A 21468-nucleotide genomic window follows, 5' to 3' on the forward strand; every position below is an offset into this window, starting at 1 on the left:
CTAGATCGGGAGACCCCAGCCTCCGCTGGGGTGACGAATAAAAAATGACCACCCAATCCACCGCCACCTTCGTCAATATCGGTGAGCGCACCAACGTCACCGGTTCGGCCAAGTTCAAGAAGCTGATCATGGCGGGCGACTATGCCGCGGCGATCGACATCGCGCGCGATCAGGTGGAGAATGGCGCGCAGATCGTCGACGTCAACATGGACGAGGGCCTGCTCGACGCGGTCGAGGCGATGACGACCTTCCTCAAGCTCATGACCTCCGAACCGGACATCAGCCGCGTGCCGGTGATGATCGACAGTTCCAAATGGGAAGTGATCGAGGCGGGGCTAAAATGCGTTTCCGGAAAGCCCGTCGTCAATTCGATCAGCATGAAGGAGGGCGAGGAGGCCTTCCTGCATCATGCGCGGCTGTGCATGGCCTATGGCGCGGCGGTGGTCGTCATGGCCTTCGACGAGACCGGCCAGGCCGACACCAGGGACCGCAAGGTCGAGATCTGCGAGCGCGCCTACAAGCTGCTGATGTCGATCGGCTTCCCGCCCGAGGACATCATCTTCGACCCCAATATCTTCGCGGTGGCGACCGGGATCGAGGAGCACAACAATTACGGCGTCGACTTCATCGAGGCGTGCCGGGAGATCAAGGCGCGCTGCCCGCACGTCCATATCTCCGGTGGTCTCTCTAACTTCTCCTTCTCCTTCCGCGGCAACGAGCCGGTGCGCCGCGCGATGCACTCGGTCTTTCTCTACCACGCCATTCCGGCGGGGCTGGACATGGCGATCGTCAATGCGGGCCAGCTCGACGTCTATGACGCGATCGACCCGGCGCTGCGCAAGGCGTGCGAGGATGTGCTGCTGAACAGCGATCCCGAAGCCGGGGATCGCCTCGTCGCGCTGGCCGAAAGCTACAAGGGCAAGGATGCCGCGTCCGAGAAGGCGGCGCAGGAATGGCGCGGTTGGCCGGTCGCCAAGCGGCTGGAACATGCGCTGGTCAAGGGCATCGACATGTATGTGGTCGAGGATACGGAGGAGGCCCGCCTCGCCGCCGCAAAGCCGATCGAGGTGATCGAAGGGCCGCTGATGGACGGCATGAATGTCGTGGGCGACCTGTTCGGCGCGGGCAAGATGTTCCTGCCGCAGGTGGTGAAATCCGCCCGCGTCATGAAGAAGGCGGTGGCGCATCTGCTCCCCTTCATCGAGGCCGCCAAGGAGCCCGGTGCCAAGGGCAAGGGCAAGGTCGTCATGGCGACGGTCAAGGGCGACGTCCATGACATCGGCAAGAATATCGTCGGCGTCGTGCTCCAGTGCAACGGCTTCGAGGTGATCGACATGGGCGTGATGGTGCCCTGGCAGGACATCATCAAGGCCGCGAACGAAAATGACGCCGACATGATCGGCCTGTCCGGCCTTATCACCCCCTCGCTGGACGAGATGGTGACGGTGGCGGCGGAGATGCAGCGCGCGGGCATGACCATGCCGCTGCTGATCGGCGGCGCGACCACGTCGAAAGTGCATACGGCATTGCGCATCGATCCCGCTTTCGAGGGGCCGGTGGTGCATGTGCTGGACGCCAGCCGCGCGGTCGGCGTGGCGACGGCTCTGGTGTCGGAAACGCAGAAGGCCGATTTCGTCCAGAAGACCAAGGATGATTATGCCCATGTCCGCGCCGCGCGCGAGGGCAAGGGGCAGAGCAAGCTGCTGTCGATCGAGGAGGCGCGCGCCAATGCGTTCGAGATCGACGAGAGCCTGAAGCCCGGCAAGCCGCGCCTGCCCGGCGTGCATCGCTTCCCGGACTGGGACCTGAAGGATTTGCGGGGCTATATCGACTGGACGCCCTTCTTCCGCGCCTGGGAGCTGGCGGGCAATTATCCCGCGATCCTGGAGGACGAGGTGGTGGGCGAAAGCGCGACCAGCCTGTTTGCCGACGCGCAGAAGATGCTGGACCGCATCATCGACGAGAAATGGCTGACGGCGCGGGGCGTCGCGGGGCTGTGGCCCTGCCGCCGGGAGGGCGACGACATCATCGTCCATGTCGAGGATGAAAGGCATGTCCGCCTGCCGATGCTGCGCCAGCAGATCGCCAAGCGTGAAGGCCGGGCCAATATGTGCCTGGCCGATTTCATCAGCCATGACGGCGACTGGATGGGCGGCTTTGCCGTGTCGATCCACGGCATTGAGCCGCATCTGGCGCGGTTCAAGAATGCCATCGACGATTATTCGGATATATTGCTGAAGGCGCTGGCGGATCGCCTTGCCGAGGCCTTTGCCGAGCGGCTGCACCATTATGTCCGCACCGCGCTCTGGGGCTATGCCGAGGGCGAGCAGCTCACCAACGAGGCGCTCATCAGGGAACAATATCGCGGCATCCGCCCCGCGCCCGGCTATCCGGCCTGCCCGGAACACAGCCTGAAGCCGCTGCTGTTCGACATGCTCGACGCGCATCATGCGACCGGCATCACCCTGACGGAAAGCTTCGCCATGTTGCCGACGGCGGCGGTCAGCGGCTTTTACTTCGGGCATCCGCAGGCCGAATATTTCGGCGTGGCGCGGGTCGGGCGCGACCAGCTGGAGGATTATGCCGCCCGGCGCGGCGTCGACCTGGAGACGGCGGAACGCTGGCTGCGGCCGAACCTGGATTGAGCCTCTTCGTCCCCGCCTGCGCGGGAATGACGGACCGTAAAATTCACCGTGCCTCGTGGTTCGCCGCGACCGCCTTCGCCACGGCCTGCATCAACTGCCAGCGCACGGGGATCGGCTCGGTCGTGCTGCCGATCATCACCGCCACGGCATAGCTGGTGCCGTCGGGCGCCGTCATGATGCCGATATCGTTGAAGCCGGTCGACCGCGCGCCCAGTTCCTGGCCGGTGCCGGTCTTGTGCAGATAGTGCCATCCTGCGGGCACGCCGCCCTTGATCCGTTGCGGCCCGGTCTTCGCCTCGCCCATGATCGACATCAGCAGTTGCGATGAGGCGGGCGAGAGCATGTCGTTCTGCTTGAGTTTGGCCAGCGCCTCCACGATCGAGGAAGGCGCGGCGCCGTCGGGCGGGCTGGCGAGATAATTGTCGAGCGCCTTTTCGCGCACCGACAGGGGCAGCTTGGCGCGGGCGGCATAGAAATTGCGGCCGATCGAATAATCCTGCCGCCATTCCAGCCCCGCCGTGGTCGATTGCAGCAGCCGCTCGCCCGGTCCGAAGCGGATATCCCTGATATGGCGCCGGGCGAGATAGCCGCGCACCGCATCCGGCCCGCCCACGGCGCGCAGCAGCGTGTCGTTCGCCGTATTGTCGCTCTGCGTCATGGCGCGTCGCATCAGGTCGGAATAGGTGGTGGTCCAGCCGCTGCTGCCGACCATCGCCGCGCTCGGCTGGTGGAAGAGGGTCAGGTCCTTCTTCGTGATGGTGGTGCTGTCGCTCAGGCGGATCTTGCCCCGGTCGACCGCATCGAGGAAGGTCATCGACACCCAGAGCTTCGACACGCTCTGCTGCGGGAAGAGGCTGTTGCCGTTCCACGCCACGGTCCAGTCGCTGCCGACGCGGCGCACGGCGATGCCGACCTTGCCATGGAAGCTCTGGCCCAGATTGCGCACGACGCTGACCAGCGCGGGAGGGGGCGTTTCGCGCTGGTCGACGGCAAGCGCCTGATAGGGTTTGGGCGGGTTGGCGACCGGCTTGATCGGAAAGGTCGCCGTGGTCGGCTGCGGCGCCTGGGGCGGGCGGGCATAGGGCCGTTCCGGTGCGCTGACGCAGGCCGAAAGCGCCGCCATCAACAGTATGAGCCTGGCGGAGCCGCCGTTCCCGCCACCGTTTGGACGCCGCCCGCGTCCCTTGTCAAAACCGGTCATCAAAATCCCCGCACTCTCCTGGCCGCCTATGGAGTCAGAGGCTCGGCCGCAGACAAGATTCATGCGACGAACGATTCCACAAACGGGATGTAAGGAGGCTGAACGGCACGGGCCGCGACGCTGCTCATTTGCCGTTCAGCGCACCGACTGCAAGAAAGGCGGGATGAAGCCAGGCATGAACAGAAGAGGGGTGATGGGGGGCGGGCTGGCCCTGCTGGGCGCGGGGCTCGCAGCCGGGCTGGCGGGAGGCCTGTCGGCGGCTCCGGCCCTCGCGCCGCCCTTCGCCTCGCGCCGGATCGCGGTGACGGCCCGGGGCGCCGGGCGCGACGTGGTGCTGATCGCCGGTCTTGCGAGCGGGCCGGGCCTGTGGAACGGGGTGATCGGCGCGATTCCGGGCTATCGCTGGCATCTGGTGCATGTGCGCGGCTTTGCGGGGCTGGCGGCCGACGCCAATGCGAGCGGGCCGGTGGTCCAGCCGGTGGCGGACGAGATCGGGCGCTATATCGGCGCGGCGGGTCTCAGCCGCCCGGCGATCGTCGGGCACAGCATGGGCGGCACGCTGGCGATGCTGCTGGGGCTGAAGGGGCTGGCGGGCCGGGTGATGGTGGTGGACATGTTGCCGGAGGGCGCCGCGATGGTCGGCGGCACCGCGAGCGGCCTGGGATTTCTGGCGGACCAGCTGGGCGACTATTTCACCGGGACCAAGGCGGGTCGCGCCTATCTGGCGCAAATGCTGGCGCAGATGCCCGGCGCGCAGGGCAGCGACCCGGACGTCATCGCCAATGCGCTGCGCGATCTCGCCAATGTCGATCTGGGGCCGCAATTGCCACGCCTGACCGCGCCGATGGAGGTGGTCTATGCGGTGGGAAGCGACGCTTCGCAGGCCAGTGCGATCACCCGCACCTTCCGCGCCGCCTATGCGCCCAAGCGGGACGTGAAGCTGCTGCCGATCGGGCCGAGCGGCCATATGGTGATGGCCGACCAGCCTGCCCGCTTCAACGCGGCGCTGGCGGATTTTCTCAAGGGCATTTGACGCCGGTCAAAGGCGGGCCGCCCTTCCCCGGATAGACGGGGGAGGACGCTTACCCTTTCCCGCGTCACTCCTCACCTGATGGCGCGGCGCCGATAAAGTGCCGCGCCACCTTTTTTCATGGCGTCAGGATGGTATCGACCGCCTTGGGCAGCATGTCGGGGAAGTCGAGCGTATAGTGCAGCCCCCGGCTCTCCTTGCGGTGGAGCGCCGAGCGCACGACGAGGCGGGCGACCTCCAGCAGGTTGCGCAGCTCGATCAGGTCGGGCGTCACGCGGAAATTGCCGTAATAATCATCCACCTCCCTGGCCAGCAGGTCGATGCGGTGCTGGGCGCGTTCCAGCCGCTTGGTGGTGCGGACGATGCCGACATAGTCCCACATGAAGCGGCGGATTTCCTTCCAGTTATGCTGGACGATGACTTCCTCGTCCGAATTGGTGACGCGGCTTTCGTCCCAGGCCCGGATCGGCGGGGGGGCGGGCAGTTCGTCCCAATGGGCGCGGATATGCCTGGCCGCCGCCTCGCCGAAGACGAAGCATTCCAGAAGCGAATTGGAGGCGAGGCGGTTGGCGCCGTGCAGCCCGCTCTCCGTCACCTCGCCCGCGGCATAGAGGCCTGGCAGGTCGGTGCGGCCGTCCAGGTCGATCACCACCCCGCCGCAGGTATAATGCTGCGCCGGGACGACCGGGATCGGTTCCTTCGTGATGTCGATGTCGAGGTCCAGCAGCCGCGCATAGATGGTCGGGAAATGGGTGCGCACGAACTCCGGCGGCTTGTGGCTGATGTCGAGATGGACATAGTCGAGGCCGAGCCGCTTGATCTCATGGTCGATGGCGCGCGCGACCACGTCGCGGGGCGCCAGCTCGCCGCGCGGGTCGAAACGCGGCATGAACCGCTCGCCGCCGCCGGGCACGCCGGGGGGCAGCTTCAGATGCCCGCCCTCGCCGCGCACCGCTTCGGTGATGAGGAAATTCTTGACCTCGAGATTGTAGAGGCAGGTCGGGTGGAACTGGTTCATCTCCATGTTGGAGACGCGGCAGCCCGCGCGCCAGGCCATGGCGATGCCATCGCCGGTCGCGCCCCTTGGCGCCGTCGAGAAGAGATAGGTGCGCCCCGCGCCGCCCGTGCACAGGATCGTCGCCCGGCCCAGCAGGGCGTCGACATGTTTGGTTGCCTTGTTGAAGGCGTAGACGCCCCAGACATGGCCGTCGCCCGAATATTTCTCGCCATGGCGGCTGGTGATGAGGTCGATGGCGACCCTGTCCTCCAGCAGCGTGATGTTGGGATTGGCGCGGGCGGCCTTCAGCAGCGCGACCTGCACGGCATGGCCGGTGGCATCGTCGACATGGACGATGCGGCGGTGGCTGTGCCCGCCCTCGCGGGTGAGGTGCCAGCGTTCGCCGAACTCCTCGCCGCCTCCCTCTTCATTGGGGTTGAAGGGCACGCCAAGCTCCGCCAGCCGCTCGATCGCCGCGGGGGCTTCGGAGACGACGAACTCGACGGTGCTGCGGTCGTTGAGGCCAGCGCCCGCGACCATCGTGTCCTCGATATGCGCCTCGAAACTGTCACCTGCGTCGAGTACGGCGGCAATGCCGCCCTGCGCCCAGTTGGTCGACCCGCCATCGAGCGCGCCTTTGGCCAGGACCACGACCTTGCGGTCCTGCGCGAGGTTGATGGCGGCTGTCAGCCCCGCCGCGCCGGAGCCGATGATGACGACGTCGTAGGTGGTGATGGGCATCTTCTATACTCTCCCCTCCCGCAGGCGGGAGGGGTCGGGGGTGGGCAATAGCGCGAGCGTTGCCATTAAGTGTGACAGCACGCCGTCGATGTTCGACAGCACATCTGCATTGCTGAAGCGCAAAATGCTATAGCCTTGCGCGCGGCAATAAGCGTCGCGGCGGACGTCATGATCAGCGCTGTTGTCGTGGCTGGAGCCGTCAAGTTCGATGATGAGCCTGGCTTCGCGGCAGATGAAATCGGCGAAATAGGGACCGATCGGCATCTGGCGGCTGAATTTATGGCCCTTGAGCTGGCGATTGCGCAGGTGCTGCCAGAGGAGGCGTTCAGGCGGGGAGGCTCCGTTGCGGAGGGATTTGGCGCGTGGGGTGTCTCTGCTTTTGAAAGGTCGCGCTGGCCCACCCCCCGGCCCCCTCCCGCTTGCGGGAGGGGGAGGATTGACCTCCTCCATTATGCCGCCGCTGTCAGATTGAGGAACACATCCTCCAGATCGGGGTCACGCGTCACCACATCGACGATCGACAGCCCGCCTGCCTGCACGGCGCTCAACACCTGACCCGCATTGGCGCGGTTCTTCATGTAGGTGATGGTGAGGGTCCGCTCGTCCGACATTTCGATCTTTTCGAAGCTGGGGTCGGCGGGCGGCGTCACGATGTCGCGGTCCACCGTCACCTGCACCACCTTTTCCTGCGCCATCGCGATCAGCTCACGCGTCGGCTTGTCGGTGATGACCTTGCCATGGTTGATGATGCCGATGCGGTCGCACAGTTCCTCGGCTTCCTCCAGATAATGGGTCGTCAGCACGATCGTCACGCCCTGCCGGTTGAGTTCGCGGACATAGGCCCAGAGCTGCTGGCGAAGCTGCACGTCGACGCCCGCGGTGGGTTCGTCCAGCACCAGGATCGGCGGCGAATGCACCATGGCCTTGGCCACCAGCAGGCGGCGCTTCATGCCGCCGGAGAGCGTCCGCGCATAGGCGTTGGCCTTGTCCTCCAGATGCACGGCGCGCAGCAATTCCATCGAACGGCGGCGCTCCTTCGGCACGCCATAATAGCCCGCTTGGTTCTCCAGCGTCTCGAACGGCGTGAAGAAGGGGTCGAAGACGATCTCCTGCGGCACGATACCGATCGAATTCTTGGCGTTGCGGGGGTTCTGGTCGATGTCGAAGCCCCAGATTTTCGCCGTGCCGCCGGTCTTGTTCACCAGCCCGGCAAGGATGTTGATCGTGGTCGACTTGCCCGCGCCATTCGGCCCCAGCAGGCCATATATCTGCCCGCGCGGAATGGTGAGGTTGATATTGTCCAGCGCCAGCTTGCCGCCCTTGTAGACCTTGGTGAGGTCAGTGATTTCGATCGCAGGGGCGGGGGTGGCTGGCGGTGTGTCGGTCATGGCTGCCTATAGTGGGGTTGGGCGGGACCAAAGGAAAGAGCGCGTTTAAAATTCGTCGGCGGCGTCCAGCAGGGCGGTCAGCTTGCGCGGCGCGACCTCGCGCCAGCTGCGGTGCAGCCGCTCGGCGATCTGGTCCCAGTCGGTATCGCCAAGGTCGACGCGGATGCCGACCCAGCCGTCGCCGAAATAGGCGGGGCGGTAATAGCGGGCGGGATCGCTCTCGATCAGCATCGCCTGTTCTTCGGGCGCCGTCGTCTTGACCAGTACGGCGATGATGCCGTCCCCATGATGATCCTGCGTGAAATAGGCGAATTTCTTGCCCTTTTCGATGCCGAAGCAGGGCATGCCGTGGGATGTCACCTCATCGGCCTGCGGCAGGGCGAGGGCGCGCTCGCGCACCTTGTTCAGCAGCCATTCGGGCTGGCGCTCGCGCGTCACGAAATCGGCGAGGGTGCGGGAATAGAGCTGATGTTCGGCGATCAATATCCGCGCCGCCAGGCTGTCGGCGGTGTCGCCGGGCAGGATCGCGACATCGGTCTGGCCCAGCACCGGGCCGTCGTCCAGTTCGGCCGTGACGATGTGGACCGAACAGCCCGCATGGCTGTCGCCCGCGTCGAGCGCCTTTTGATGGGTGTCGAGGCCCTTATATCTGGGCAGCAGGCTGGGGTGGATGTTGAGCATCCGGCCTTCCCAGCCAGCGACGAATTCCGGCGAGAGCAGGCGCATGTAACCGGCCAGCGCCACATATTGCGCCCCGGCCGTGCGCAGCTGCGCATCGATTATCCGGTCGAACTCGGCCCGCTTCAGCCCCTTGTGGCTCTGCGCGAAGGTCGCGATGCCCTCCGCGGCGGCGAGCGTCAGGCCCGCGGCCTCCGGATCGTTGGCGGCGACCAGCACGATCTCATAGGGGCAGGACGGATGCTTGGCGGCATAGAGCAACGCCGCCATGTTCGAGCCACGCCCGGATATCAGAACGCCGACTTTCGCTTTTTGCATAAGCAGAAACTCCCCTTCCGGTTCGGGAGGGGCCGGGGGAGGGCCTGTTGAGGCGTCTCCCGGACATGCCCTCCCCTAACCCCTCCCGCCAGCGGGAGGGGGACTGGGTGATTTAGCCAAGATGCGTGGCGGTCCAGTCGGCCCTGGCGCTCCATGTGCCCTGGCTTCCCTTGACCGTGCAGCCCTTTTCGCCCGCTTCCACGATGCCGACGCGGACGACGGTTTCGCCCGCCGCTTCCAGATCGGCGGCCACGCTGTCCGCGCTCTCCGCGTCCACCGCCAGCACCATGCCGACGCCGCAGTTGAAGGTGCGCGCCATTTCCTCCGGCTCGATATGGCCCTGCGCCTGGAGGAAGGCCATCAGCCGCGGCTGTTCCCAGCCATCGGCATCGATCAGGGCGTGGCAGCCTTCAGGCAGCACGCGCGGGATATTCTCCAGCAGGCCGCCGCCGGTGATATGGGCCAGCGCGTTGATCCTGCCCGCCCGGACCAGCGGCAGCAGCGACTTCACATAGATGCGCGTTGGCGCCATCAGCGCATCGATCAGCAGCAGCTCATTGTCGAAGATCGCCGGGCGGTCGAGCTTCCAGCCCTTGTCGGCGGCGAGACGGCGCACCAGCGAAAAGCCGTTGGAATGCACGCCGGAGGAGGCGAGGCCCAGCAGCACATTGCCCGCCTTCACCCGGTTGCCGGTCAGCGCCTTGCTGCGTTCCACCGCGCCGACGCAGAAACCGGCCAGGTCATAATCGCCCGGCCCGTACATGCCCGGCATCTCGGCGGTTTCGCCGCCGATCAGCGCGCAACCGGCCTGCTTGCAACCCTCCGCAATGCCCGCGATCACCCGCTCGGCAACGCCGCTCTCCAGCTTGCCGGTGGCATAATAATCGAGGAAAAAGAGCGGCTCGGCGCCCTGCACGATCAGGTCGTTGGCGCACATCGCGACCAGGTCGATGCCGACGCCGTCATGGGCGTCATGGTCGATGGCGAGCTTCAGCTTGGTGCCGACGCCGTCATTGGCCGCGACCAGCAGCGGGTCGTCATAACCGGCCGCCTTCAGGTCGAAGAAGCCCCCGAAACCGCCCAATTCGGCATCGGCGCCGGGGCGGCGGGTGGCCTTGGCCAGCGGGGCGATGGCGCGGACCAGCGCATTGCCCGCGGCGATATCGACGCCAGCCTTGGCGTAGCTGTAGGATTCGGTGTCGCTCATGGCCCAGCGCCCTAGAGCAATGTGCGGGAAAACGGAACGGGAAATGGGTTGCCGCTTGGCAGAGGGGCCAAATCCCGCCAAAAGGACGCGCGTGAGCCTGCCCCCTGTCCTTCGCGATGTCCTTCGCGGCCTGTCCTTTCGGCCTCTGAACCTGATTCGTGCCCCATGGCGGGCGCTGTCGCGTCCGCTCCAGATTCTGGGTGCGATCGCGTTCGGCCTCGCCGCCGCGGCGCTGGTCGCGCAGATGGAGGGGGAGCGCGGCGTGCCGCCGATCGCCAGCGGCGGCGACTTCCAGGTCAGCGGCGTCAAGGTGGACGTCTTCGCCAAGGATGCCGACAGCGCCCGGCAGGCGGGATGGCGGCTGGCGCAACGCCGGGCCTGGCAGATGCTGTGGGCGCGCACCCATGGTGGCGCGGGCGCGCCGGGGCTTTCCGATTCGCAGCTGGAGGGCATGATCTCCGGCATCGAGATCGAATATGAACAGGCCGGGCCCAATCGCTATGTCGCGACGCTGGGGGTGATGTTCGACCGGGCGCGCACCGGGCAGCTGCTGGGCGTGACCGGCAGCAATGTCGTGCATTCGCCGCCGCTGCTGGTGATCCCGGTGCTGTGGGACGGCGGATCGGCCGTCTCCTATGAACGGATCAACGAATGGCAGAAGGCCTGGGCGCGGTTCCGCACCGGCGACAGCGCCATCGACTATGTCCGCGTGGCGGGGTCGATCGCCGATCCGATCCTGCTGAATGCGGGCCAGACGGGACGGCGCGGGCGGCTGTGGTGGCGCGTGCTGCTCGATCAATATGGCGCGGCCGACGTGGTGATGCCGATCGCCCGGCTCGAACGCCAATATCCCGGCGGTCCGGTGGTGGGCACCTTCACCGCCCGTTATGGCCCCGACGATTCCCTGATCGGCAGCTTCTCGCTGCGGGCCTCCAACGACAGCGCGATCCCGCAGATGATGGACCAGGCGGCGCAGCGCATCGACCAGCTCTATACCCAGGCGCTGAACGATGGCCGCCTGCGGCCCGATCCGTCGCTGATCATCGAGGAGCCGGTGGATACCGACGCGCTGGCGATCGAGAATGGGGCGGATCAGCCCGTCGAGGAGCTGAACGTCCCGCCGCCCGCCGCGACGACGGGCAGCTTCGCGATCCAGTTCGACACGCCCGATGCCGGGTCCGTGGCGCAGGGCGAGGCGACGGTCCGCGCGATCGCCGGCGTGCGTTCGGCCGCGACCAGCAGCCTGGCGCTGGGCGGCACTTCGGTGATGCAGGTCAGCTTCGACGGCACGGTCGATGCGCTCAAGGCGGCGCTCCAGGCGCGGGGCTACACCGTCGCCGCCTCCGGCAGCACGTTGCGCATCCGCAGGGCGGGATCCGGCTCTGCTCCATGAAGGGCATCATGAGACAGATCAGCCTGCCGTTCGACCGTCCGCCCTATGCGGGTTCGCAGGCGACGGGCGATGAATTGCTGGTCAGCGACGCCAACCGCATCGCCCTCCGCCATCTGGAAGGATGGCAGGCCTGGCCGCTGGCGATCAGCGTGCTGACCGGGCCGCCTTTGTCGGGACGATCGACGCTGGGACGCCATTTCGCGGCGATGAGCGGCGGCCGGGTGATCGACGATGCGCAGGGGCAGGCGGATGAAGGCCTTTTCCACGCCTGGAACGAGGCGCAGACCGCGCGCAGCCCCCTGCTGCTGATCGGCGATGATCCGCCGGCGCAATGGCCGGTGATCCTGCCCGACCTGCGCTCCCGCCTGGCGGCGGCGCCGCATGTGGCGATCGAACAGCCGGACGAGGCGCTGGCGCTGGCGCTCATCGAACGCTCGCTCTCCGCCGCCGGGGCCAGCTATGCCCCGGACCTGCCCGAATGGCTGCTGCGCCGGATCGAGCGCAGCTATGCCGCGATCGCCGCCGTCACCCATATGCTGGATGAGGCGGCGCTGTCATCCGGACGTAAGATTTCCATCGCTATGGCGAAAGAGGCCCTGCACGCCGCGGGATTTTTGCCTATACTTCCCGACTGACCCTTCAGTCCGACCGATGAGAGAGACGTGGCCGAAGCCGACCCCTCCGCCAGCCTGACCCTGCCCAGCGACCGCTATTTCAACCGGGAGCTGTCGTGGCTGGCCTTCAACCAGCGCGTGCTGGAAGAGGCGATGAACCAGGCGCACCCGTTGCTGGAGCGGCTGCGCTTCCTGTCGATCTCGGGCGCCAATCTGGACGAATTCTTCTCCGTGCGCGTGGCGGGGCTGAAGGGACAGCAGTTGCAGGATGTCGACCTGCGCTCGGCTGACGGGCTGACCCCGGCGCAGCAGCTGGCCGCCATTACCGACGAAACCGCCCGGCTGATGGGCGCGCAGCAGAAGGTCTGGGGGGCGCTGCACGGTGAGCTGGCGAAGGTCGGGATCGAGGTGATCGGCCCGTCCAGCCCGCTGCACGAAAGCTGCGAGAACTGGCTGCGCGAGCATTTCCTGACGCAGGTCTTCCCGATCCTGACGCCCCAGGCGCTGGACCCGGCGCATCCCTTCCCCTTCATTCCCAACCAGGGCCTCTCGATCGTCTTCGATCTGGAGCGGCTGTCGGACAAGGAGTCGATTCGCGAACTGGTGATGATCCCCGCCTCGCTGGCGCGCTTCGTGCGGATGCCGGGGGAAACGGCGCGCTACATGGCGCTGGAGGCGGTGATCCGGCGCTTTTCGGCCGATCTCTTCCCCGGATACCGGGTCCGCAACAGCGGCGTGTTCCGCATCATCCGCGACAGCGACATCGAAATCGAGGAAGAGGCCGAGGATCTCGTCCGCTATTTCCGCAGCGCCATCAAGCGCCGCCGCAGGGGCCGCGTGATCCGCATGGAGATAGAGGAGCGCATCCCCGAACCGGTCGAGGAGATGTTGCAGGACATGCTCCAGGGCCATGAGGCGATCATCGTCGAGGTCGAGGGCTTTGTCGGCATCGGCGACCTGTCCGGCGTGGTCGAGGAGGACCGGCCGGACCTGAAGTTCGAACCCTATGCCCCGCGCTTTCCGGAGCGCATCCGCGAATATGGCGGCGATTGCTTCGCCGCGATCCGGGCGAAGGACATCGTCGTCCACCATCCCTATGAAGCCTTCGACGTGGTGGTTTCCTTCCTGAAACAGGCGGCATCCGACCCCGATGTCGTCGCGATCAAGCAGACGCTCTACCGCGCGGGCAAGCAGTCCGCGATCATCCGCGCCCTCATCGACGCGGCGGAGGCGGGCAAGTCCGTGACCGCCGTGGTCGAGCTGAAGGCCCGCTTCGACGAGGAGCAGAACCTCATGTGGGCCGACGCGCTGGAACGCGCGGGCGTGCAGGTGGTCTATGGCTTCATCGACTGGAAGACCCATGCCAAGGTGTCGATGGTCGTCCGGCGGGAAGGGGGGCAGTTCCGCAGCTACTGCCATTTCGGCACCGGCAATTATCATCCGGTGACGGCGCGCATCTATACCGATCTGAGCTTCTTCACCGCCGACCCGGCCTATGGCCGCGATGCCGCGGCGCTGTTCAACTACATCACCGGCTATGTCGAGCCGCAGCGGCTGGAAAAGCTGGTCATGAGCCCGCGCGATCTGCGCAACCGCCTCTGCGAGCTGATCGACGCGGAGATAGAGCATGTCCGCGCCGGACGGCCGGGAACCATCTGGGCGAAGATGAACTCGCTGGTCGATCCGGCGATCATGGAAAAACTCTATGCCGCCAGCAATGCGGGCGTGCAGATCGAACTGATCGTGCGCGGCATCTGCTGCCTGCGGCCGGGCGTTCCGGGCATGTCGGAAAATATCCGGGTGAAGTCGGTCGTCGGCCGCTTCCTGGAACATAGCCGCATCACCGTGTTCGGCAACGGCAAGACCCTGCCCAACAATGGCGCCAAGGTCTTCATCAGTTCCGCCGACTGGATGCCGCGCAATTTCGACCGTCGCGTCGAGTTTCTGGCGCCGGTCGAGAATCCGACCGTGCACGACCAGATACTGGACCAGGTCATGGTCGCCAACCTGATCGACACCGAACAGAGCTGGGTTCTGGACAGCGAGGGCCAATATAGCCGCGTGGAGGCGACCGACCGGCCGTTCAACCTGCACCGCTATTTCATGACCAACCCCTCGCTTTCGGGCCGGGGCGCGGCGCTCGACAGCGAGGCGGTTCCCACCCTGCGCCTGCGCGGACGGGCCTGAAGCCTCATGAATTCGATGCTCAGTCAGGTCCGGGCCATCGCCGAAACGATGGCCACCTCCCCCCAGCATGCGCGGGCGCGGACGGCGATCATCGACATCGGCTCCAACAGCGTGCGCCTGGTCGTCTATGACGGGCCGCGCCGCATTCCCTTCATCCTCTTCAATGAAAAGGTGATGGCGGGGCTGGGCGCGTCGCTCGGCAGGACCGGGCGGATCGAGGCCGATGCCATGGATCGCGGCCTGCGCGCGGTGGGGCGCTTCGCCCATCTGTGCCGCGAAATGCAGGTGGACGAGGTGCGCTGCGTCGCCACCGCCGCCGTGCGCGACGCGGAAAATGGCGCGGACTTCATTGCGCGGGCGGCCGCCATGGGCCTCACCGTCGAGCTGCTCACCGGCGCGCAGGAGGCGATCGCGGCGGCGCATGGCGTGCTGTCGGGCATTCCCGGCGCGGACGGCATCGTCGGCGACCTGGGCGGCGGCAGCCTGGAACTGGCGCGGGTGCGCGACGGCGCCGTGCATGAGACGGTTTCGCTGCCGCTGGGCGTGCTGCGCCTGCCGCAGATCCGCGCCAAGGGGCCGGGCGCGCTGGAACGGCAGGTCAAGAAGATGCTCGCCAAGGCGGGCTGGGCGGGGGAACCGGACCTGCCCTTCTACATGGTCGGCGGTTCATGGCGCGCCCTGGCCCGGTTCGACATGGAATCGACCCATTTCCCGCTGCCGGTCATGCATCAATATGAAATGACCGCCGCCCGGGCCGAACAATTGACGCGCAGCCTGTCCCATGTGGACAAGGCGCGTTTCAAGGAGATACCGCAGATCACCGGATCGCGCGTGCCGACGCTTCCCGATGCGGCGGCGCTGCTGTCGGTCATCGTGCGGCAGTTGAAGGCGAGCCGGCTGGTGGTGTCGGCCTATGGCCTGCGCGAGGGGCTGCTCTATGGCGACCTGCCGCCGGAGATACGGCAACATGACCCGCTGCTGGTCGCGGCCGAGGCGGAAGGGGAGGCGCAGGCGCGCTTTTCCGGCCATGGCGACATGATCGAACGCTGGATCGCGCCCCTGTTCCTGGAGGATGGCAGTGCCTGGCGGCGGATTCGCCGTGCCGCCTGCCTGCTGGCCGATGTGGGCTGGCGCGCCAATCCCGATTTCCGGTCGGAGCGCGGCGTCGAGATCGCGCTGCACAGCAATTGGGTCGGCATCACGGCGGCCGAGCGGGCGATGCTGGCGCAGGCCCTGCACAGCAATTTCGGCGGCGGCATATCGACGCCGCCGGGGATCGAGCGGCTCGCCCCGCCCGAGGCGCTCAAGCGGGCGATGCTGTGGGGGCTGGCGATCCGGCTGGGGCAAAGGCTGTCGGGCGGGGTCGAGGGACCGTTGCTGGCGTCGCGGCTGGAGATGGAGGGCGACGTGCTGGAACTTCGCCTGCGCGGTGTGGACGCCGATCTGTTCGGCGAGGCGGTCGAACGGCGGCAGCGGCAATTGGCGCAGGCCATGGGGGTGAAATACCGGCTCGCCTGGTGACGGCTTTGGGTGGAGGCGGACGTCGTTTCTCTCCTTCCGTCTGCCGGAGGGGGATGTCTGGGCTGGGCCAAAACCCGCCTATTCCCTTCCCTCTCTCTTCCCACCTTGCCGAAATCCCGTTAAGTCCCGGCCATGGCTTCCCATTCCGCGCCCATTGCGCGTTCGCTCTTCGTCTTTTCGATCTTCTACGGCGGCATGGTCTGCATAGCCGGCGTGCTGGGCAACAAGCAGGTGACGCTGGGGCCGCTGTCCGCGATCGGGCCGTGGTTCGGCCTGGGTCCGCTGGCGGTGGAGGCAGGCATTTTCGCCTTCCTGCTGCTGGTGACGATTTCCAGCGCCGTCGCCGAACTGCATGGCCGGGCGGTCGCCAACCGGCTGGTGCGGTTCGGGTTCCTGCCGCTGATCGCCTCCATCCTGTTGTCGATCATCGTCCTGTCGGTTCCGGCGGCAGGGGACATGGACCCGGCGCGGCGCGACGCCTTCGCGCTGATGATGGGCGGCACGCCGCGGATCTGGCTGGGCGGGATCATCGCCTATGGCGTTTCGCAGACGCTGAACGTCACCCTGTTCGCGGCGCTGAAGGGGCGGGAGGGCGGCCGGCTGCTCTGGCTGCGGGCGGCGGTGGCGAGCATGCTGTCGCAGGTCGCCGACACGCTGCTGTTCGTTTCCATCGCCTTCTACGGCGTGTTCCCGATCGGCGGGCTGTTGCTGGGACAGATGCTGGCGAAGGTGACGCTCTCGGCGATTTTCGTGCCGCCGGTCATCTATGCGCTGGTGGCGCTGGGGCGGCGCCTGGACCGCTAACTTGCGGTAGCGCGCAGACTCGCCTATGCGCCCGCGCATGAACAGCAAGCACGCCCCCGATCCGGCGCTCCTCGCCAAGGCCGAAACCCTCGTCGAGGCATTGCCCTATATGCAGCGCTATGCGGGCAAGACCTTCGTGGTGAAATATGGCGGCCATGCCATGGGCGACCCGGAGGCGGCGCGCGATTTCGCCGAGGATGTGGTGCTGATGAAGGCGGTCGGCATCAATGTCGTCGTCGTCCATGGCGGCGGCCCGCAGATCGGCGCGATGCTCAAGAAACTGGGCGTCGAATCGCAGTTCGTGGGCGGCCTGCGCGTCACCGACAAGGAAACCGCGCAGATCGCGGAGATGGTGCTGGCCGGTTCGATCAACAAGGAAATCGTCGGCTGGATCAGCGGCGCGGGCGGCCGGGCGGTCGGCATATCCGGCAAGGATGGCGGCCTTGTCCTGTGCGAAAAGGTGCTGGGCAAGCGGGAGGCCGATCCCAATTCGGGGATCGAGCGCAATGTCGACCTGGGTTTCGTCGGCGATCCGGTGAAGGTCGACCGGCGCATCCTCGATACGCTGACGCAGGACGGGATCATCCCGGTGGTTGCCCCGGTGGGCATCGGCGCGGACGGCCACACCTATAATGTCAATGCCGACACCATGGCGGGCGCCATCGCGGCGGAACTGGGCGCGTCGCGCTTCTTCCTGCTGACCGACGTGGCGGGCGTGCTGGACAAGCAGGGCCAGTTGATGACCGACCTCGACCCCGAAGCGATCCGGGGGCTGGAAGCCGACGGCACCATCAGCGGCGGCATGATCCCGAAGCTCGAAACCTGCGTGCGCGCGATCGAGGGCGGGGTGGACGCCGCCGTCATTCTCGACGGCCGGGTGCCGCATGCGATGCTGCTGGAAATCTTCACCGATCGCGGCGCGGGAACCCTGGTCCGCCGCTAAGGCGGATTGGGACCCTCCGCCTTCCATCCCGTCCCTTCTCCATCAAATCTGGCGCTATGGCTTGTCCCGCGCCGCCTCCCTCGGCTAGAGCGGATTGCAATCAATTCGGAGACCGCATGGCCTACGCCCTCTATCAGATCATCGTCATCCTGCTCGATGTGCTGTGGTGGATCATCATCATTCAGGCCATCATGAGCTGGCTGATCGCCTTCAATGTCGTCAATCTTTCCAATGATTTCGTGCGCACCGTCATGGTCGCGCTGGATCGGATGACGGCGCCCATCTACAATCCGATCCGGCGGATACTGCCCGATCTGGGGGCGCTCGACCTGTCGCCCATGGTGGTGTTGCTGGGCATATTGATCGTCCGCCAGGCCATATTGCCGCCGCTGTTCGGGCTGGTGTGACGGTCTTCGTCCGGGACGGCGGCGATCTGATCCTGTCCGTCCGGTTGACGCCGGGCGCGACGAAAGAGCAGATCGGTGGCGTCTGGACGGATGAGAAGGGCGCGGAGTGGATGAGCGCGCGGGTGCGCGCCGTGCCGGAAAAGGGCCGGGCCAACACCGCGCTGATCGCCCTGCTGGGCAAGCGCCTGGATTGGCCGCGCAGCGCGATTTCGCTGGAATCGGGCGACACCAACCGGCTAAAGCGGCTGCGGATCAAGGGCGGCGGCGAAGCGTTGGCGTATCGCCGGCTCTGCGCCATTATCGAACAACAGGGTGAAGCATCATGACCATCGGCAAGATCATTGACGGCAAGGCGTTCGCCGAGACGCTTCGCGGCAAGGTTGCGGACGGCGTTGCCGCTTTCGTCGAAAAGGCCGGGCGCAAGCCGGGCCTCGCCGTCGTGCTGGTGGGCGAGGACCCGGCCAGCTCCGTCTATGTCCGCAACAAGGGCAAGATGACCGTCGCCGTCGGCATGGAAAGCATGGAATTCAAGCTCCCGGCCAGCATCGGCGAGGAGGAGCTGCTCGATCTGGTCGAGGAACTGAATGCGGACGAGCGGGTGGACGGCATCCTCGTCCAGTTGCCGCTGCCCGCCCATATCAACGAAGCCTCCGTGATCGGCACGATCGATCCGGCCAAGGATGTGGACGGTTTCCACGTCGTCAATTCCGGCCTGCTGGCGACGGGGCAGGAGGCGCTGGTGCCCTGCACGCCGCTGGGCTGCATCATGCTGCTGAAGGATGAGCTGGGCGACCTGTCCGGCATGGAGGCGGTGGTGGTCGGCCGCTCCAATATCGTCGGCAAGCCGATGGCGCAGCTTCTGCTGGCGGAAAATTGCACCGTCACCATCGCCCACAGCCGCACCCGCGACATCGCCTCGGTCGTGCATCGCGCCGATATCGTCGTGGCGGCGGTGGGCCGCGCCGAAATGGTGAAGGGCGAATGGATCAAGCCCGGCGCGACGGTGATCGACGTCGGCATCAACCGCGTCACCGATACGGAGGATGGCAAGAGCCGGATCGTCGGCGATGTCGCCACGGCGGAGGCGCTGGCCCATGTCCGCGCGATCACGCCGGTGCCGGGCGGGGTCGGGCCGATGACCATCGCGGTGCTGCTGCGCAACACGCTGGTTGCCGCCCATGCGCGCGCGGGGCTGCCCAGGCCGGAGGGGCTGTGAAGGCACGCGCCGCGCTCCTGGGCCTGGGCGCGCTGGCGCTGGTGGCTGCCAAGCCGCCGATGCGCTTCCAGCCCGATCCCAGTTCCGTCATCGCGGCCGAATTGGCCTTCAACCGGCTGGCGCAGGACAAGGGGCAATGGACCGCCTTTCGCGCCACCGCCGCCGAGGACGCGGTGATGTTCGTGCCGCAGCGGGTGCTGGCCCGGCAGTGGCTCAAGGGCCGCGCCGATCCGCCCGCACCGGTGACCTGGGCGCCGTCCATCGTCTATGTGTCCTGCGACGGCAATCTGGCGGCGAGCACGGGCAACTGGCAGCGGCCGGACGGTTCCGTCGGCTATTTCACCACTATCTGGCGGCGCGACAAGAAGGGCGACTGGAAGTGGATCATGGACCATGGCGACAAGCTCGCCAGTCCGCGCCCCGCACCGGATTTCCTGACCGGCAAGGTCGCGACCTGCAAGCGGCGCGGGCCTGGAGAGGGCGCGCCTATGGCCGGCCCGCCACCCGGATCAAGGCCCGCCAAGGGCGCCGTGCCGCCTGCTGCCGGGGATGAGAGCCTGACCTGGAGCGCCGATGTCGCCACCGACGGCAGCCGCCGCGTGACCGTGCGCCTGTGGAACGGTTCGGACTATGAGACGGTGATCGACGACAGGGTCGCGGCGGGCGCATGACGGAACTGTTCATTTCCGCCTTCGTCACCCTGTTCGTGGTGATCGATCCGCCCGGTTGCGCCCCCATCTATGCCAGCCTGACGACCGGGGCCTCCATGGCCCAGCGGCGGTCGATGGCGATCCGGGCCGTGGGCATCGCGGCGGCGATCCTGCTGCTCTTCGCCTTGTGGGGCAAGCAATTGCTCGGCGTGCTGGGGATCGCGCTGGACAGTTTCCGCATCGCCGGCGGGATCATGCTGTTCATCATCGCCATGGACATGGTGTTCGAAAAGCGCACCCAGCGGCGCGAGGACAGGGCGCACAAGATCGCGGAAACCCCGGAGATCGAGGATGTGTCGGTCTTTCCGATGGCGATGCCGATGATCGCCGGGCCGGGTTCGATCGCCACCGTCATGCTGCTGATGTCGCGGGCGGAGGGGCTTTCCGAACGGCTGGTGGTGATCGGCGCGGTGGTGGTGACGCTGCTGCTGATGCTGGGGTCGCTGCTCGCGGCCGGGCCGATCATGGCGCTGCTGGGCGCCAAGATCGAGGCGGTCATCACCCGGCTGCTGGGCGTGCTGCTGGCCGCGCTCGCCGCGCAGTTCGTGATCGACGGGCTGAAGGCGAGCTTCTAGCTGGCCTCGCCGATTCATGGCGGATTTGCCAATCCTCCCCACGCGATCGCGCAGGGAGGATGTCGGAAGGAGCAAAGTCGGGCCGGCGCAGCCTCAGCTGCGCACGTCCTGCTCCGTCACCGGCGCGATCTTGATTTCGACGCGACGGTTGGCGGCCTTGCCCTCGGCGGTGGCATTGGACGCGATCGGCTGGGTCTCGCCGAAGCCGCGGGTGGCGATGCGCGCCGACTGCACGCCATGGCTGGTCAGATAATCGCCGACCGCCTGGGCGCGGCGTTCGGACAGCGCCTGGTTATAGGCGTCGGTGCCGTCGCTGTCGGTATGGCCGTACACGTCGATATAGGTTTTGGGATATTGCGCCAGGACCGAGGCCACATCGTTCAGCGTCGGCTGGAATTGCGGCTGCACGGCGGAACTGTCGGTCGCGAAGGTAATGCCCGATGGCATGCGCAGCACCAGATTGTCGCCGTCGCGGATCACGTCCACGCCGCTGCCGGCGGTTTGTTCGCGCAGCTTGCGTTCCTGCGCGTCCATATAGGCGCCGATGCCCGCGCCCGCGACCGCGCCGATGCCCGCGCCCAATATCTTTTCGGTGCGGTCATGCCGTCCGCCGACCAGGTCGCCCAGCAGATAGCCGCCCAGCGCGCCGCCGATGCCGCCGATCGCCGCCTTGGAAATGGTGCGGTTGCCCGTATTCGGGTCAGTGGTGCAGGCGGTGGTGGCCAGCATGGCTGCCAGACCGGCTGCGCCCATGATGCGATGCAGATTTCGCATGGATTTTCATTCCCTTTCTCTCGTGCGTCCGACAACGACGGATGCATGCCCAATGGTCGAGTGCGGGTCTTTGTTCCACAAGCGAACTGAACTGCGGATGATGGGACGGTTGTGAAATT

Annotated in this window: 20 protein-coding genes; 13 read left to right on the top strand and 7 right to left on the bottom strand. The window is 66.6% G+C overall.

The genetic code is table 11. The annotated features are described in order from the left end of the window. Nucleotides 1–44 precede the first annotated feature (44 nt). A complete protein-coding gene (gene metH, locus MJ601_RS08385; RefSeq protein ID WP_242125292.1) occupies nt 45–2645 on the top strand; it encodes a methionine synthase in 2601 nt (866 codons plus the stop codon). A 43-nt stretch (nt 2646–2688) separates the two neighbouring features. Here metH and MJ601_RS08390 read toward each other — a convergent pair whose 3' ends face one another. After that, a complete protein-coding gene (locus MJ601_RS08390) occupies nt 2689–3846 on the bottom strand; it encodes a serine hydrolase (RefSeq protein WP_242125294.1) in 1158 nt (385 codons plus the stop codon). 175 nt (nt 3847–4021) lie between these two features. Here MJ601_RS08390 and MJ601_RS08395 point away from each other — a divergent pair, with 175 nt between their 5' ends. Then, nucleotides 4022–4879, top strand: a complete 858-nt coding sequence (locus tag MJ601_RS08395; RefSeq protein ID WP_491572894.1) for an alpha/beta fold hydrolase — start codon at nt 4022–4024, stop codon at nt 4877–4879. Between the two features lie 115 nt (nt 4880–4994). Here the strand turns inward: MJ601_RS08395 and nadB are convergent, their stop codons facing one another. The 5 genes from nadB to purM all read right to left on the bottom strand — a co-directional run bounded on the left by nadB (nt 4995) and on the right by purM (nt 10205). Then, nucleotides 4995–6614 (bottom strand): L-aspartate oxidase, encoded by a 1620-nt coding sequence (nadB, locus tag MJ601_RS08400; protein WP_242125296.1) that lies wholly within the window; start codon nt 6612–6614, stop codon nt 4995–4997. Between the two features lie 3 nt (nt 6615–6617). Continuing rightward, nucleotides 6618–7064 (bottom strand): endonuclease domain-containing protein, encoded by a 447-nt coding sequence (locus MJ601_RS08405; RefSeq protein ID WP_242125298.1) that lies wholly within the window; start codon nt 7062–7064, stop codon nt 6618–6620. Continuing rightward, nucleotides 7064–8002 (bottom strand): ABC transporter ATP-binding protein, encoded by a 939-nt coding sequence (locus MJ601_RS08410; RefSeq protein ID WP_242125300.1) that lies wholly within the window; start codon nt 8000–8002, stop codon nt 7064–7066. Before MJ601_RS08410 ends, MJ601_RS08405 begins: the two co-directional genes overlap by 1 nt. 45 nt (nt 8003–8047) lie before the next feature. After that, nucleotides 8048–8998: a phosphoribosylglycinamide formyltransferase gene (gene purN / locus MJ601_RS08415; protein ID WP_242125302.1), complete on the bottom strand. Its 951-nt coding sequence runs from the start codon at nt 8996–8998 to the stop codon at nt 8048–8050. A gap of 112 nt (nt 8999–9110) precedes the next feature. Then, nucleotides 9111–10205, bottom strand: coding sequence for a phosphoribosylformylglycinamidine cyclo-ligase (gene purM / locus MJ601_RS08420; protein ID WP_242125304.1), 1095 nt, complete (start codon nt 10203–10205; stop codon nt 9111–9113). A gap of 43 nt (nt 10206–10248) precedes the next feature. Between purM and MJ601_RS08425 the strand changes: the two genes are divergently transcribed. The 11 genes from MJ601_RS08425 (at nt 10249) to MJ601_RS08475 (ending at nt 20575) form a co-directional block, all read left to right on the top strand. After that, on the top strand, nt 10249–11598 hold the full coding sequence (locus tag MJ601_RS08425; RefSeq protein WP_242125306.1) for a heavy-metal-associated domain-containing protein: 1350 nt from the start codon (nt 10249–10251) through the stop codon (nt 11596–11598). Nucleotides 11599–11606: 8 nt separating this feature from the next. Further along, nucleotides 11607–12233 carry a P-loop NTPase family protein gene (locus MJ601_RS08430; protein WP_242125308.1) on the top strand — a complete coding sequence of 209 codons (627 nt, stop codon included), beginning with the start codon at nt 11607–11609 and terminating at the stop codon, nt 12231–12233. 27 nt (nt 12234–12260) lie between these two features. Then, on the top strand, nt 12261–14399 hold the full coding sequence (locus MJ601_RS08435; protein ID WP_242125309.1) for an RNA degradosome polyphosphate kinase: 2139 nt from the start codon (nt 12261–12263) through the stop codon (nt 14397–14399). Between the two features lie 6 nt (nt 14400–14405). Then, on the top strand, nt 14406–15920 hold the full coding sequence (locus MJ601_RS08440; protein ID WP_242125312.1) for a Ppx/GppA family phosphatase: 1515 nt from the start codon (nt 14406–14408) through the stop codon (nt 15918–15920). 132 nt (nt 15921–16052) lie between these two features. Continuing rightward, nucleotides 16053–16724 (top strand): queuosine precursor transporter, encoded by a 672-nt coding sequence (locus tag MJ601_RS08445; protein ID WP_242125315.1) that lies wholly within the window; start codon nt 16053–16055, stop codon nt 16722–16724. Between the two features lie 25 nt (nt 16725–16749). Continuing rightward, nucleotides 16750–17667, top strand: a complete 918-nt coding sequence (argB, locus tag MJ601_RS08450) for an acetylglutamate kinase (protein ID WP_242125317.1) — start codon at nt 16750–16752, stop codon at nt 17665–17667. 116 nt (nt 17668–17783) lie between these two features. Then, on the top strand, nt 17784–18074 hold the full coding sequence (locus MJ601_RS08455; protein WP_242125318.1) for a YggT family protein: 291 nt from the start codon (nt 17784–17786) through the stop codon (nt 18072–18074). Next, a complete protein-coding gene (locus tag MJ601_RS08460; protein ID WP_242125320.1) occupies nt 18071–18400 on the top strand; it encodes a DUF167 domain-containing protein in 330 nt (109 codons plus the stop codon). The genes MJ601_RS08455 and MJ601_RS08460 overlap by 4 nt, the downstream gene beginning before the upstream one ends. After that, the gene (gene folD / locus MJ601_RS08465; RefSeq protein WP_242125322.1) at nt 18397–19290 is read left to right on the top strand and encodes a bifunctional methylenetetrahydrofolate dehydrogenase/methenyltetrahydrofolate cyclohydrolase FolD; all 894 of its coding nucleotides are present in this window, start codon (nt 18397–18399) and stop codon (nt 19288–19290) included. The genes MJ601_RS08460 and folD overlap by 4 nt, the downstream gene beginning before the upstream one ends. Further along, nucleotides 19287–19961, top strand: coding sequence for a YybH family protein (locus MJ601_RS08470; RefSeq protein ID WP_242125324.1), 675 nt, complete (start codon nt 19287–19289; stop codon nt 19959–19961). The genes folD and MJ601_RS08470 overlap by 4 nt, the downstream gene beginning before the upstream one ends. Continuing rightward, nucleotides 19958–20575, top strand: coding sequence for a MarC family protein (locus MJ601_RS08475; protein WP_242125326.1), 618 nt, complete (start codon nt 19958–19960; stop codon nt 20573–20575). Before MJ601_RS08470 ends, MJ601_RS08475 begins: the two co-directional genes overlap by 4 nt. 93 nt (nt 20576–20668) lie before the next feature. Here MJ601_RS08475 and MJ601_RS08480 read toward each other — a convergent pair whose 3' ends face one another. Continuing rightward, nucleotides 20669–21349, bottom strand: coding sequence for a YiaD family glycine zipper/OmpA-like lipoprotein (locus MJ601_RS08480; RefSeq protein WP_242125328.1), 681 nt, complete (start codon nt 21347–21349; stop codon nt 20669–20671). Nucleotides 21350–21468: the final 119 nt, after the last annotated feature.

This window comes from Sphingobium trunci, from assembly GCF_022664535.1.
Taxonomy (GTDB): domain Bacteria; phylum Pseudomonadota; class Alphaproteobacteria; order Sphingomonadales; family Sphingomonadaceae; genus Sphingobium.